We start from the raw sequence: 13,223 nt of genomic DNA, 5'->3' as shown, positions 1-13,223 counted from the left end.
CGGCGCGCGGCCGGAAGCCGGGAAGCGTCGCGGGGACGCTGGGGACGTCGGGTGCTGGGGCGCGGGTGGTGCCCTCGTGGCGGGGTGTCGTGGTGTGCCCCGGTGCGGTGTGCGGTTGCCGTCGGTTCGGTGAAGGCGGCGGTGGCCGTGTGCGGGCGGCCCGGGTGGTGCTCTTGGGATGCCTGTGACGCAGGCGTCCGGGCGCGCGGGCCGGGGCCCGCTGGGACAACCGGCCCCGGGAACCCCCGGTCGCCGGCCGCCCGGACACTTTCAATGTATGGCACTGCGTGCCAGAAGGCAAGGCACTGCGTGCCGTCAATTGGTCTCATCTGGCATAGGGAGGCCGACAGATGAGCGATGATCGATCGTGTTGCGCCTCCCATGCCCCTACCGTGTCTGCGGTGCCTGCGGTGTCTTCTGCGTCTGCCGTGTCTACTGCCTTCACCCGTATCTGCCGCGTCCCGTACGGCCATGACGCCCACCGGCTCACGCGCAGTGCTCGGCGAGGCGCGGCGGGCCCCGGTCTCGGCGCGCGCCCGCCGCGCCGTCCGGTGATCGGCCGCCCGGCCCGGACGGCGGTCGTCTCTGACGGGCATTCATCGGCCGTTTATCGCACTCTGCTGCACTTTCCCCATCGGCCGGCGCCGGTGCGGGCCGACGAGCCGCGACGAGCGAGCCGCAGGCACCCGGGGGGAGAGTGTCGAGTACCGTGCTGAGGGAATCCGTCTTCAGAACAGCCGACTTACCCGCGGAGCACCGCTTCGAGGGCTTTCGCGAGTGCATGGTGAAGACCATGTTTCCGCAGGACTTGCACAGCGAGCGGCCCGGCGCCTTCCGCGCCGAGCTGCGGGTGCTGGAGATGGGCGGGGTCCGGGTGTGGCCGGCCGCCATCCAGCCGGTGCGGTTCGTCAGGACACCCCGGCTGATCCGGGAGTCCGATCCGGAGCTCTACCACCTCACGCTGCCGTTGCAGGGCACGGTGGGCATCACGCAGGACGGCCGCCAGGGCCGGCATCACGCGCAGGAGATGTACATCGTCGACAGCTCGCGCCCCTTCGACTGCGTCACCACCGAGATGACCGGTGTCGGGCTCGAAGTCCCCAGGAACCGGGTGCCGCTGCCGCCCGCCAGGGTCGAGCGGCTGCTGACCGGCCGGCTGCCCGCCCACGAGGGCGTCGGCGCGCTGCTCGCCGGGCTGCTCACCCAGCTTGCCTCCGGCGGCCCCTATCTGCCCTCGGACGGGCCGCGGCTGGAGCGGGTCGTCATCGACCTGTTCTGCGCGACCCTCGCCCACCACCTCGACGCGGAGGACCGCCTCGCGCCGGAGACTCGCGGCCGGACCCTGACCCTGCGCATCCGGACCTTCGTCGAGAGCCGTCTGCACGACCCGGAGCTCGCTCCGCCCGCGATCGCCGCCGCGCACCACATCTCCGTGAGCTACCTGCACCGCCTCTTCAGGGCCGAGGGCACCACGGTGGCGGCCATGATCCGCCGTCGGCGGCTGGAGCGCGCCCACCACGACCTAGGCGACCCGGCGCTCGCCCGCACCCCCATCCACGCCATCGCCGCCCGCTGGGGGTTCAAGAGCCACGCCGACTTCACCCGCTCCTACCGGAACACCTACGGGACCAGCCCCCGAGAGCACCGCCGCCGCTGCCTGCACCAGACGCCGCGGCCGGCCCGGACCGAGGAGGGCGAGGCTGCCTAGGAGCGTGCCCCGGCCACCGGTGACGGCCGGCCGGTCCGAGCGGCCGGCTGGTCCGAGCGGCGGAACCGCCCGCACTCGCCCCGTCAGCGCCTGCGGGCCCCCGGCCGCGGGCCGGCCGGGCCCGGGCCCCCGGCCCGTAGGGCAAGGTCCTTCGGGCCGTAGGGCAAGGTCCCTCGGCCGCCGGGGCCGGTGTGACCGGCCGGTCGGCCGACCGCGGCGGCGTGGCCGGCGGCGGCCTCCTCCCGAGCGGCCCGGTGCGTGCGGTCCGACACCACCGGGCCCACCTGGCTCACCGGGATCGCCCCGGACCTGACCGGCCGGGGACCCGCTCATCCCCGCACGGCGTGGGAGCGCGGACGTGCCCCACGGTCGCGGTTCGGGGGGAGCACGGACCCTGCCCCACGGTTCGGGGGGAGCGTGGACGTGCCCCACGGTTCGGGGGAGCCCCCCCCGTACCTGCCGCGCACCGGCCCGCGCTCGCCCGCACCGGCCCGCGCTCGCCCGTGTTCTCGGGTGCGGCCCTGGAGCCAGGGGCCGCCCGTGGCACCCGTGGCCGCCCGTGTCCCGAGGACGGCCGGCGGGCATGATGGACGGATGTCCACCCGTGTCGCCCACGCACCGTCCCGCCGCGCACCCAAGGCGCAGGGGGGCCGCCGTCCGGCCCGTGCGGCGGAGGGCCCCGCATGAGCGGGGCCGGTCCGCACCCGCTGGTCGAACGGGCCCGCAGGCTCGCGGCCGATGTGCTGGTGCCGGACGCCGAACGGATCGACCAGGAGGGCGTGCCCGCGAGCCACCTCGACGCCGTCCGGCGCTCCGGGCTGCTCGGTCTGCACGCGCCCGAGGCGTACGGCGGTGCGGCGGCACCCGCCGCGGTGGCGCGCGAGACGGCCGAGATCCTCGCCGGGGCCTGCTGCTCGACGTGGTTCGTGCAGACCCAGCACCACACCCCGGTGACGACCCTCGCCGCCGCCGACCGCCCGGTGCGGGAGCGGCTGCTGCGCCCGCTGGCGGGCGGCACGCTGCTGGCCGGAGTCGCCTACTCCTACCTGCGGGCCTTCCCGCGCGTCGTGGTGCGGGCCACGCAGGAGCGGGGCGGGTGGCGGTTCGACGGCCGGGTGCCCTGGTACACCGGGTGGGGCCTGAACGACGTCTTCATGCTGGGCGCCCTGACCGAGGCCGGCGAGGTGCTGTTCGGCTTCGCCGAGGCCCGCGCGCAGCCCGGCCTGCGGCCCTCCGCGCCGCTCCGGCTCGCCGCGCTCGCCGCCTCCCGCACGGTCGCCCTTGACCTGGACGGCCTGTGGCTGCCCGAGGACGCCGTGGCCCTGCGGGTCCCGTACGAGGAGTGGGCCGCCGCGGACCGGGCGAGGACCGCGAACACCTCTCCCGCCGTCTTCGGCGTCGCCCGCGCGGCGCTCGGCGTACTGGCGGAGTCCGGGGACCCGCAGGCGGCACGGACCGCCCGGGCGCTGGGCGCCCGGCTGGAGCGGGTGCGCAGCGCCGCGTACGCCCTCACCGACGATCCCGCAACGCACGAGCGCGTCGAGGAGCGCCTGGCGGTGAAGACGGACGCGTACGCCGTCCTGTCCGCCGCCACGACGGCGGCGGTGGTGGCCGGCGGCGGCCGGGCCATGGGACTGGACAACCGGGCCCAGCGGCTCGCCCGCGAGGGCCTGTTCCTCCAGGTCCAGGGCCAGACGGCCGACGTGCGCGCGGCTCAGCTCGCCGCCCTCGCTCCGCCCTCCTGAGCAGCCGATGCCCTCCGGCGTTCCGGTGGAGCCCGCTCCACGGGCCCAGCGCGGGGCAACGCCCCGGGCCGCCCGGCAGACGCAGACGCAGCCGCCGATGACGAGCACGAGCACGAGCACGACCACGACCACGACCACGACCGACGGTGTGAGCACGAGCCTGCCCGACCCCCGTTTCGTGTGATGGCCCGCGCCATCGTCTCAGGCGGGCCTCACCCCGAGCAGGCTCCTAGGGCCGCTGCCGCAGCGCCCCCTCGATGGTGCGCATGATCTCGTCGAGCGGTGCGTCCGTGCGGGCCACCGTCACCAGGACGTCGCCGGAGGCGGTCGCGGTGGCGGGCGGCACGGTGCCCTGGGTGCGGCCCGCGCCGATGCCGGTGCCGAAGGTCCTGCGGACGATCGCGAACGCGTGGTCGAGCTGGGCCTCGACATCGCCCTTGCCGTCGGCCCGCAGCCAGCGGCGCAGGACGTGGTTGTGGGCGGTGACCACCGCGGACGCGGCCACCTCGGCGAGGAGCGGGTCGTCGTTGGTGGCGTCGTGGTGGGCGTGCTCGTCGAAGTGACCCAGCAGATAGCGGGTGAAGAGCCGTTCGTAGCGTGCCACGGAGGCGATCTCGGCCTCCCGCAGGGTGGGGACCTCGCGGGTGAGGCGGTAGCGGGCGACGGAGATCTCCGGGCGCGCCGCGTACATCTTCATCACTTCCTTGATCCCGCGGCAGACCGTGTCGAGCGGGTGCTCGTGGGCGGGCGCGGCGTTCAGCACCGCCTCGGCGCGCACCAGTGTGTCGTCGTGGTCCGGGAAGATCGCCTCGTCCTTGGAGCGGAAGTGCCGGAAGAAGGTGCGGCGGGCGACACCGGCCGCTGCCGCGATCTCGTCGACCGTCGTCGCCTCGTAACCCTTGGTGGCGAACAGCTCCATGGCCGCGGCCGCGAGCTCGCGGCGCATTTTCAGCCGTTGGGCGGCGGCGCGGGAGCCCGCGGTGCGTTCGGGGAGGTCGGACGGGGGTTGCGGCCGGGAGGACTTGGCGGGCTGGGACATGCCCCGAACGTACTGCATGCGCCTGTCCGGCCGCGCAGTCACCGGCCCCGCCCCCGACCGGTGGCGGGGGCCGGGCGGGGCCGGGCCGGGCGGGACCGGACCGGGCGGTGCTGCCCCGCCGGCGGCACTGGCCCCCGCACCGGGCGGCAGGGGCCGGGCGGCGGGCCGCGGTCACGGTGCTGCACCCGGTGGTTCGGTGGTTCGGTGGTTCAGCGCCGGACGTGTTCGCGGAATCCACGGCCCGTCTTGCGGCCGAGGCAGCCCGCGGCCACCAGGTGTTCGAGGAGGGGCGCGGGCGCGAGGCCCGGCTCGCGGAACGCGCCGTGCAGGACCCGCTCGATGGCCAGCGACACATCGAGCCCGACGACGTCCAGCAGTTCGAAGGGCCCCATCGGGTAGCCGGCGCCCAGGCGCATGGCCGCGTCGATGTCGTCCGGCGAGGCGTAGTGGTCCTGGACCATCTTCACCGCGTTGTTGAGGTACGGGAACAGCAGGGCGTTGACGATGAATCCGGCGCGGTCGCCGCAGTCCACCGGATACCTGCCGAGCCGGGCGCAGACCGCGTGCGCGGTGGCGTGCGCCTCGTCGCAGGTGAGCACCGTACGCACCACCTCCACCAGCTTCATGGCCGGCGCCGGATTGAAGAAGTGCAGGCCGACGACGTCCTGCGGGCGGCCGGTCGCACGGGCGCAGGCGATGACGGGCAGTGCGGACGTGGTGGTGGCGAGCAGGGCGCCGGGTCGGCAGACCTCGTCCAGCACGGTGAACAGCTCCCGCTTGACCGCCAGGTCCTCGACGACCGCCTCCACCGCGAGGTCGACGTCGGCGAAGGCCGCGCAGCCGCCCACCGGGGTGATGAGGCCGAGCGCCCCGGCCGCGGCCGCCGCGGAGATCCTGCCCCGCTCGGCGGAGCGGGAGAGCGATCTTCCGACGGCGGCCCGGGCCGCCTCCGCCCTGGCCCGGTCCCGTCCCGCGAGCACCACGGGAACGCCGCTCCCGGCGAACACCTCGGCGATGCCGCACGCCATGGTCCCGGTGCCCGCCACCCCCACCGAACGCACCGGGCGCCCCGCGGCGGTCGGCTGCCCGGCGCGCGGGGTGAGCGCGTCGGGCACGGTCTCGGCGCTGCCGGCCGCCCGGTAGGTGTAGAAGCCGCGGCCCGCCTTGCGTCCGGTCAGACCCGCCTGTGCGAGCTGCCGCAGAAGCGGCGCGGGCGCGTGCAGCCGGTCCCGGGAGGCCGCGTACAGGGCATCGAGGACGGTGTACGCGGTGTCGACGCCGACGAGGTCGAGCAGCGCGAGCGGCCCCATCGGCAGCCCGCAACCGAGCCGCATGGCCGTGTCGATGTCCTCGCGCGAGGCGTACTTCGCCTCGTACATGGCGGCGGCCTGGTTGAGATAGCCGAACAGCAGCCCGTCGGCGACGAACCCGGGCCGGTCCCCGACGGCCACCGGCTCCTTGCCCAGGTCGAGGGCCAGAGAGGTGACGGCGGTGACCGCGGCCGGCGCGGTGAGCACCGAGGAGACCACCTCGACGAGCCGCATCGCGGGCGCCGGATGGAAGAAGTGCAGGCCAAGGACGCGTTCCGGGCGCCCCGAGTCGGCGGCGAGCCGGGTCACCGACAGGGCGTCGGTGCCGGTGGCGATGATCGCGCCGGGCCGCACGACCTCGTCGAGCGCCCGGATGACCCGCTGCTTGGTCGGATAGGACTCCGGGGTCACCTCGATCACGAGGTCGGCGTCGGCCGCGGCGGCGAGGTCGGTGGAGGTGCGGAAGCGGGTCAGCGCCGCGCGCCGGTCCTGCGCGGTCAACCGGCCGCGGCGCACGGCGCGTTCCGTGGCGGCGTCCAGCGCGGCGGCGGCCCGTGCCGCGGCCGCCCCACTGATGTCGACGCCGATCACCTCGCGTCCCGCGCACACCAGCAGCTCGGTGATTCCGGTGCCCATCGTGCCGAGTCCGACGACGGCGACGCGGCGCAACCCGCCGTCGGGCGGGTTGTGGGGCGAGGGGGCGGTACGTGCCGACCGGGGTGTGCCGGCCGGGGAGGGGTGGGACAGGGGAGGGACCATCGGGGGCTCCAGGGGGAGTCGGCGACGGCCGGTGCGCGCGCACGCACGGGTACGCGGCCAGGGGCGGGACCGAGTGGCGGGCCTACGCCGGCCACGACGGTGCCGCCTGCGCGGGCGGCGCGGTGCCCGTCCGCACACGCGGCACCGCGCACACCCGGCGCACCGGCGGGAGAAGAGCGGCGGGCCCTGTCCCGGGACCTGCCGTGCACCGGCGGTACGACCAGCCGTACCGCCGGGGTCCGTGCACCGCCACCGCCGTGCGGCGGCGGCCGGCTCCGGACGTACCGAACCGACCGGCGCTCGGGGCGGCCGCGTCACCGAACCACCTGAAGCGCCCGCGGGGAGGGTGTCCCCGCTCGTATGAGCTTAACTGGCGAGTAACGAGCGCGCCAGGGTCCTTTCGGGACTCTTCGTGGTCTGTCCCCGCGATCTGCGTCCCGGCTACGCTCCCAGGCCATGGACGAAGAGTTGCGAGTGCTCACGGAGCGCTTACGCAAGGAGTCGGCCGGGGCCCCCGACTTCGAGCGGCTGGTGGCGACGGCGGACCACGACACCCTGGCCGGGGTGCTGACCGCCGCCGGGCAGCCGCTGTGGGCGCGCGAGCTGGCCGCCTTCCGGCTGGGCAGCGCCCGGGACCGGCGCGCGTTCGAGACCCTGGTGCTGCTGCTCAACCACCGCGACCCCGCCCGCTGCGCCTGCGCGGCCCGTGCCCTGGCCCGGCTCGGAGACCCGCGCACCGCCCGCGCCGCGGCGGCCCTGGCCACCAACGAACTCCGGGTGGCCTACGCCCTGCATCCGGTGCGGCTGCTCACCGAGCTGCGCGCGCCCGAGGCCGTGCCCGCGCTCATCACCACGCTCCGCCGCCGCCTGGTCCCGCACGACCCGTACGGCAAGGTGGCGCTGGCCTGCGTCGAGGGCCTCGGCGCGCTCGGCGACGGGCGGGCCCGCGCCGTGCTCACCGACGCGGCCGCCCACCCGCGCCTCGCCGCCGCGGCGGAGGCGGCCCTGGCTCGCCTGCCGGCGTGACGGTGCGGCGGGCCCGGCCCGACTGGCGCGAGACCGCCGTGCTGTTCCGCTCCGTGCTCATCCCGGCGAGGTGCGGGTCGGGATGAGCACGGGCGCCGCCGGAGATCCCGGGGGCACGGGTGGAGAGGGGTGCCAAGGACCCGCTGGGCCGCGACGCCGTCCAGGAGTTCGTGGGCCACCCGGAGAGGATTCCTTCGGGCCGGCAGGGCCGCCAGGGGTGCTGCCTCGATCCGAACACGTACGGCTGCCCCGGAGAAACGGCTGATGGCGCCCGGGGCCCGACATGGTCGAGGCCCGGACGGCCCGGGGAGTGGTGGGCCGGCCCGGCCTGCGGCCCTGACGGCGGCGGCCGCTGTGGGGCGTGCGCCGGGTCCGGCCAAGGGGCGCCCGGCGCCGGGCGCCGGCGCCGGGGCGGTCGGGCGGGGCGGGCTGCGGGGCGGACCGGTCGTCCCGCACGCGTGCGGCCGGTGTCCCGCGCGCCCTCGGGGCCGCCCGACCCTTCAGAGAATGGTGAGCTGGGTGTGGCCCGGGGGCCGCTCCTGCTCGGGCAGGGCCCTCGCGTGCTCCGGCTCCGGCTCGCGCATCCGGATACGGCGCGGCCCGCCCGGCCCGGACGGCCCGATGCCGAACTCGCGGGCCAGCTCGTGCACCTCCCGAGTCACCCGGCGCTGGTACCACTTGGGCGCGTACGCCCCGGCCGCGTACAGCCGCTCGTAGCGCCGGACCAGATGGGGGTGGTGCCGTCCCAGCCAGGCCGTGTACCACTCGCGGGCCCCCGGCCGCAGGTGCAGCACCAGCGGGGTCACCGAGGTGGCACCGGACGCCGCGATCGCGCGCACGGTGGCGCGCAACTGGTCGGGGTGATCGCTCAGGAACGGCAGCACCGGGGCCATCAGGACCCCGCAGCCCAGGCCGTGCTCCGACAGTTGCCGCACCACGTCGAGCCGCCGGTGCGGCGCGGGCGTGCCCGGCTCCACGGTCCGCCACAGTTCCTGGTCGACGAAGCCCACCGACACGGACAGGCCCACGTCGGTGACCTCGGCGGCCTCGACGAGCAGGTCCAGGTCACGCAGGATCAGGGTGCCCTTGGTCAGGATGGAGAACGGGTTGGCGTGGTCGCGCAGCGCGCCGATGATGCCCGGCATGAGCCCGTAGCGGCCCTCGGCCCGCTGGTAGCAGTCGACGTTGGTGCCCATCGCTATGTGCTCGCCGTGCCAGCGCGGCGACGCGAGCTGGCGCCGCAGCACCTCGGGGGCGTTGACCTTCACCACGATCTGCGAGTCGAAGCCGTGCCCGGTGTCCAGGTCGAGATAGCTGTGGGTGCTGCGAGCGAAGCAGTAGACACAGGCGTGGCTGCAACCCCGGTACGGGTTGATCGTCCACTCGAACGGCATCCGGGAGGCGCCCGGCACGCGGTTGACGATCGTCCGCGCGCGGACCTCGTGGAAGACGATGCCGCGGAACTCGGGGGTGTCGAAGGTGCGCGTCGTCACCGCGTCCGTGCCGAACAGCGCGGCATCGCGCGGCGGCGCGGAGTCCCCGCCCCCGGCGGGCTTCTCTGTGAGGTTCTCCCAGCGCATGACGCCTCCTCGACGGCACTCGGCAGCAGCACGCGACACACAATAGAACAAATGTTCCCTTGATCGTGCGCGTGAGGCTTCCGGAGGCGTGCCGCGGGCCCTGATTTGGGCAGGCGCACCGCGGGGTGATTGGCTTGGCCCGACCGTGTGGGAACGAGGGAGGAAGTGTTCATGGCGCAGGTCGAGGCCGTCACCGAACGGATCATCGCGGCTCAGCCGGACGACGTCTTCGACGCGCTGGCCGACTACAGCGGCACCCGGGGGCCGGTGCTTACCGAGCACTTCAGCGAGTACGAGGTGCGCGAGGGCGGCGACGGCGAGGGCACCCTCGTGCACTGGCGGCTCCAGGCGACCAGCAAGCGGGTGCGGGACTGCCTGATGGAGGTGACCGAGCCCACCGACGGAGAGCTCGTCGAGAAGGACCGCAACTCCTCGATGGTCACCACCTGGCGTGTCACCCCCGCCGGGGAGGGCCGGGCGCGGGTGGTCGTCACCACGGTCTGGAACGGCGCGGGCGGCATCGGCGGCTTCTTCGAGAGGACCTTCGCACCGAAGGGGCTGAACCGCATCTACGGGGCCGTGCTGGAGAAGCTGGCGCAGCGCCTCGAAGGGTGAGTACGCGGGCCGGTGCGCAGGTCGGGCCGACGACCTCCGCACCGGCCCGCACACACGGCCACGCCGCCTCACCGACCGGCGCCGGCGCCCCGCCCGGGCGGTTCGGCGGGCGTGGTGCGGCGAGAGCTTCGCGACCAGGAACGGGAACTCCTCGGTCGCATCGGCACGGACGAAGAGCTTCCCGCTCACGTCCTTGGCGGTCGGTGTACGAGAAGAGGACGCCGAGGATCCCGCGCGCGCCGGTGAGACGTGAGGGGCGCGCTTCGATCGGCGTCAGCGCCCGACCGGCGGTGAACGCCTCCGCGGTCGTGGCGTGGACCTGCGGGTGGCGCAATCGCGAGACGGTGCAACGCACGGTGCTCGTCGGAGGAACCGGCGTGGTCGGCGATCTGGATGCACCCGCTCGAAGAGTTCCTGGGCCGCCCGGAACGGGGCCTCGTCGACGGAGCCGGGCCTCGGCGGCGGCCCCCACGAGCGAGTCGACGTCGAAGGCGTACAACTGGTCGTCGAAGGCGTACAACTGGTCGAGGAGGACCACCGGCAGGGTCAGCCCGTGGCACGGGCTCGGCGGGGCGATCGGCCCGCGCAGGCCGATGACGACATGGCGGCCGGTCGGTCGCGGCCTTCGCCCGAGGGCGTTCACCAGCACACCGGCGTCACGCTCCCGGTCCGCCACGCCCTCCGGCGTCAGGCCCCCGGTCCGCCGTGCCCCCGGCGCCACGTTCCCGGTCCGTCGTACTCCCGGTCCGTCGTACTCCCGCAGTAGCCGACCGCCCGATCTGCCGTGGTGGCGCGGGGCCCGCGGGCGCAGCCCCAGGCGTCCCTTCAGGCTCCGTTCGCCCCCCGGTCACCGGAGGTATGGCGTGACCACTTGCGCCACAGCGGGCCGAGGCTGTTGGCTGATGGCGGGTCTGACCTGGGGAGAACGGAGAGCGAGTGAAGATCGTCATCAGCGCCGACATGGAGGGCGCGACGGGCGTGACCTGGCCCGCCGACGTACTGCCCGGCACACCGCAGTGGGAGCGCTGCCGTGCGCTGTTCACCTCGGACGTCAACGCCGCCGTCCTCGGCTTCCTGGACGGCGGGGCCGACGAGGTGCTCATCAACGAGGCCCACTGGACGATGCGCAACCTCCTCCTGGAGAACCTGGACGAGCGCGCCCAGATGATCACCGGCCGCCACAAGACGCTGTCCATGGTGGAGGGCGTCCAGCACGGCGACGTCGACGGCATCGCGTTCGTCGGCTACCACACGGGCGCCGGCATGGAGGGGGTCCTCGCGCACACCTACCTCGCCAACTCCATCACCGGTGTCTGGCTGAACGGCCGGCGGGCCAGCGAGGGCCTGCTGAACGCCGCCCTGGTCGCCGAGTACGGCATCCCCGTGGTGCTGGTCACCGGCGACGACCTCACCTGCGAGGACGCCCTCGGCTACGCCCCCGAGGCGCTGAAGGTCGCCGTCAAGGACCACGTCTCGCGGTACGCCGCCGTGTGCCGCACCCCGGCCCGCACCGCCGCCGACATCAGGGCCGCGGCCGAGCGTGCCGCGGCGCTCGCGGTGCGCCACGAGCCCGCCGCGGGCGCCGGGCCGTACACCGTGCGGGTCGAGTTCGACGCCGAGCACCTGTCGATGGCGGCGACCGTGGTCCCGGGCGTCGCCAGGACCGGTGAACGCACCGTCGAATACACCAGCGACACCATGTACGAGGGAATCCGTACCTTCAAGGCGGTCACCACGATCGCCTCGGCCGCCGTGGAGGAGCAGTATGGCTGAGCAGTCCGGGACGGCAGACGGACCCGAGAAGCCCGTGGCGACGCAGCCGCCTTCGGTGAACGGCAGGGTGCCGGGGGCCGCCTCCGGCGCGCCGGCCGCGGGGGCCCTGGGCACCGGCGCACCCGGCGCCGCGGCCGCCGAGGTCGACGCGCGCGCCCTCGACGAGGTGGTGCGCTTCACCTCCGAGCTGATCCGCATCGACACCTCCAACTACGGCGGCGGCTCCTGCAAGGAGCGGCCCGCCGCCGAGTACGCCGCCGAACTGCTCGCCGACGCAGGTCTCACCCCCACCCTGCTGGAGCGCACCCCGGGCCGCACCAACGTCGTCGCCCGCATCCCCGGCACCGACCCGAACGCCCCCGCCCTGCTGGTGCACGGCCACCTCGACGTGGTGCCCGCACGGGCCGAGGACTGGAGCGTGCACCCGTTCTCCGGCGAGGTCCGCGACGGCGTGGTCTGGGGACGCGGCGCCGTCGACATGAAGAACATGGATGCGATGGTCCTCGCCCTGGTGCGCTACTGGGCACGCGCGGGCCTGCGGCCCCGCCGGGACATCGTGATCGCCTTCACCGCCGACGAGGAGGCCAGCGCCGAGGACGGCTCGGGCTTCCTCGCCGATCGGCACGCCGTGCTCTTCGAGGGCTGCACGGAAGGCATCAGCGAGTCCGGCGCCTACACGGTGCACGACGGCCAGGGCCGCCAGATCTACCCCATCGCGGCCGGCGAACGCGGCACCGCCTGGCTGAAGCTGACCGCCCGCGGCCGCGCGGGACACGGCTCCCGGGTCAACGACGACAACGCCGTCACCCGGCTCGCGGCCGCGATCACCCGCATCGGCGAGTACCGCTGGCCCGTCCGGCTCACGCCGACCGTCCGCGCCGCCCTCACCGAACTCGCCGCGCTCTACGGCATCGAGGCCGACCTGGACGGCCCCGACTCCGAGGTGGACGCGCTGATCACCCGGCTGGGCAGGGCCGGTGCGCTGGTCGCGCCCACCGTGCGCAACAGCACCAACCCCACCATGCTGGACGCCGGCTACAAGGTCAACGTCATCCCGGGCGAGGCCGTCGCCCACGTCGACGGCCGCTGTCTGCCCGGCGCCGAGGAGGAGTTCCGGACCACCCTCGACCGGCTCACGGGGCCCGGCGTCGAGTGGGAGTTCCTGCACCGCGAGATCGCCCTCCAGTCGCCGGTCGACTCGCCCGCCTTCGCCGGGATGCGCGCCGCCGTCGAGGAGTTCGCCCCCGAGGCCCACGTGGTGCCCTTCAGCATGGCGGGCGGCACCGACGCCAAGCAGTTCTCCCGGCTCGGCATCACCGGCTACGGCTACTCCCCGCTGAAGCTGCCCGCCGACTTCCACTACGACACGCTCTTCCACGGCGTCGACGAACGGGTACCGGTCGAGGCACTGCACTTCGGCGTCCGCGTACTCGACCGCTTCCTGCGCACGGCGTGAGGCCCGCACCCCGCGCCGAGCGGGGCCGCCCCGCGCCGAGCGGGGCCGCCCCGCGCCGAGCGGGGCCGCCCCGCGCCGAGCGGGGCCGCCCCGCACCGAGCGGGGCCGCCCCGCACCGAGCGGGGCCGCCCCGCACCGGCGGCGGCCGGAGCGTGCGCCGCACGTACGGCCGGGCACGGCACGCGGCGGGCGGCGGGCGGCGGGCGACGGGC

9 protein-coding genes are annotated in these 13,223 nt (G+C 75.1%); 6 read left to right on the top strand and 3 right to left on the bottom strand.

Annotated elements, in window-relative coordinates; genetic code table 11:
• Window positions 1-709 precede the first annotated feature (709 nt).
• Together IE313_RS26355 and IE313_RS26350 are read left to right on the top strand one after the other, a co-directional pair.
• On the top strand, window positions 710-1,708 hold the full coding sequence (locus tag IE313_RS26355; protein WP_189936462.1) for an AraC-like ligand-binding domain-containing protein: 999 nt from the start codon (window positions 710-712) through the stop codon (window positions 1,706-1,708).
• A gap of 683 nt (window positions 1,709-2,391) precedes the next feature.
• Window positions 2,392-3,453: an acyl-CoA dehydrogenase family protein gene (locus IE313_RS26350; RefSeq protein ID WP_189936460.1), complete on the top strand. Its 1,062-nt coding sequence runs from the start codon at window positions 2,392-2,394 to the stop codon at window positions 3,451-3,453.
• A gap of 229 nt (window positions 3,454-3,682) precedes the next feature.
• On the opposite strand, the gene IE313_RS26345 is transcribed toward IE313_RS26350, so the two are convergent.
• On the bottom strand, window positions 3,683-4,510 hold the full coding sequence (locus IE313_RS26345) for a TetR family transcriptional regulator (protein ID WP_189936458.1): 828 nt from the start codon (window positions 4,508-4,510) through the stop codon (window positions 3,683-3,685).
• Window positions 4,511-4,701: 191 nt separating this feature from the next.
• The gene (locus IE313_RS26340) at window positions 4,702-6,438 is read right to left on the bottom strand and encodes a 3-hydroxyacyl-CoA dehydrogenase family protein (RefSeq protein WP_229924984.1); all 1,737 of its coding nucleotides are present in this window, start codon (window positions 6,436-6,438) and stop codon (window positions 4,702-4,704) included.
• A 579-nt stretch (window positions 6,439-7,017) separates the two neighbouring features.
• Here IE313_RS26340 and IE313_RS26335 point away from each other — a divergent pair.
• Window positions 7,018-7,587, top strand: a complete 570-nt coding sequence (locus IE313_RS26335) for an adenylosuccinate lyase (protein WP_189936453.1) — start codon at window positions 7,018-7,020, stop codon at window positions 7,585-7,587.
• Window positions 7,588-8,087: 500 nt separating this feature from the next.
• Here the strand turns inward: IE313_RS26335 and IE313_RS26330 are convergent, their stop codons facing one another.
• The gene (locus IE313_RS26330; protein WP_189936452.1) at window positions 8,088-9,167 is read right to left on the bottom strand and encodes an Rv2578c family radical SAM protein; all 1,080 of its coding nucleotides are present in this window, start codon (window positions 9,165-9,167) and stop codon (window positions 8,088-8,090) included.
• 171 nt (window positions 9,168-9,338) lie between these two features.
• Between IE313_RS26330 and IE313_RS26325 the strand changes: the two genes are divergently transcribed.
• The 3 genes from IE313_RS26325 to IE313_RS26315 all read left to right on the top strand — a co-directional run bounded on the left by IE313_RS26325 (window position 9,339) and on the right by IE313_RS26315 (window position 13,011).
• A complete protein-coding gene (locus tag IE313_RS26325) occupies window positions 9,339-9,782 on the top strand; it encodes an SRPBCC family protein (RefSeq protein ID WP_189936450.1) in 444 nt (147 codons plus the stop codon).
• Window positions 9,783-10,718: 936 nt separating this feature from the next.
• Window positions 10,719-11,555 (top strand): M55 family metallopeptidase, encoded by an 837-nt coding sequence (locus tag IE313_RS26320; protein WP_189936448.1) that lies wholly within the window; start codon window positions 10,719-10,721, stop codon window positions 11,553-11,555.
• On the top strand, window positions 11,548-13,011 hold the full coding sequence (locus tag IE313_RS26315; RefSeq protein WP_189936447.1) for a M20/M25/M40 family metallo-hydrolase: 1,464 nt from the start codon (window positions 11,548-11,550) through the stop codon (window positions 13,009-13,011). The genes IE313_RS26320 and IE313_RS26315 overlap by 8 nt, the downstream gene beginning before the upstream one ends.
• Window positions 13,012-13,223 lie beyond the last annotated feature (212 nt).

The organism is Streptomyces sulfonofaciens (genome assembly GCF_014656295.1).
Lineage (GTDB): Bacteria > Actinomycetota > Actinomycetes > Streptomycetales > Streptomycetaceae > Streptomyces > Streptomyces sulfonofaciens.
Note: the sequence above shows the minus strand (reverse complement) of the source record. Positions and strands in the feature narration are given on the sequence as shown.

What these genes read in the sequence shown, in the direction of transcription:
- IE313_RS26340 (WP_229924984.1), bottom strand. Translation starts at nt 6,438, where the DNA reads ATGGGCACCGGAATCACCGAGCTGCTGGTGTGCGCGGGACGCGAGGTG.
- IE313_RS26350 (WP_189936460.1), top strand. Translation starts at nt 2,392, where the DNA reads ATGAGCGGGGCCGGTCCGCACCCGCTGGTCGAACGGGCCCGCAGGCTC.
- IE313_RS26330 (WP_189936452.1), bottom strand. Translation starts at nt 9,167, where the DNA reads ATGCGCTGGGAGAACCTCACAGAGAAGCCCGCCGGGGGCGGGGACTCC.
- IE313_RS26335 (WP_189936453.1), top strand. Translation starts at nt 7,018, where the DNA reads ATGGACGAAGAGTTGCGAGTGCTCACGGAGCGCTTACGCAAGGAGTCG.
- IE313_RS26345 (WP_189936458.1), bottom strand. Translation starts at nt 4,510, where the DNA reads ATGCAGTACGTTCGGGGCATGTCCCAGCCCGCCAAGTCCTCCCGGCCG.
- IE313_RS26325 (WP_189936450.1), top strand. Translation starts at nt 9,339, where the DNA reads ATGGCGCAGGTCGAGGCCGTCACCGAACGGATCATCGCGGCTCAGCCG.
- IE313_RS26315 (WP_189936447.1), top strand. Translation starts at nt 11,548, where the DNA reads ATGGCTGAGCAGTCCGGGACGGCAGACGGACCCGAGAAGCCCGTGGCG.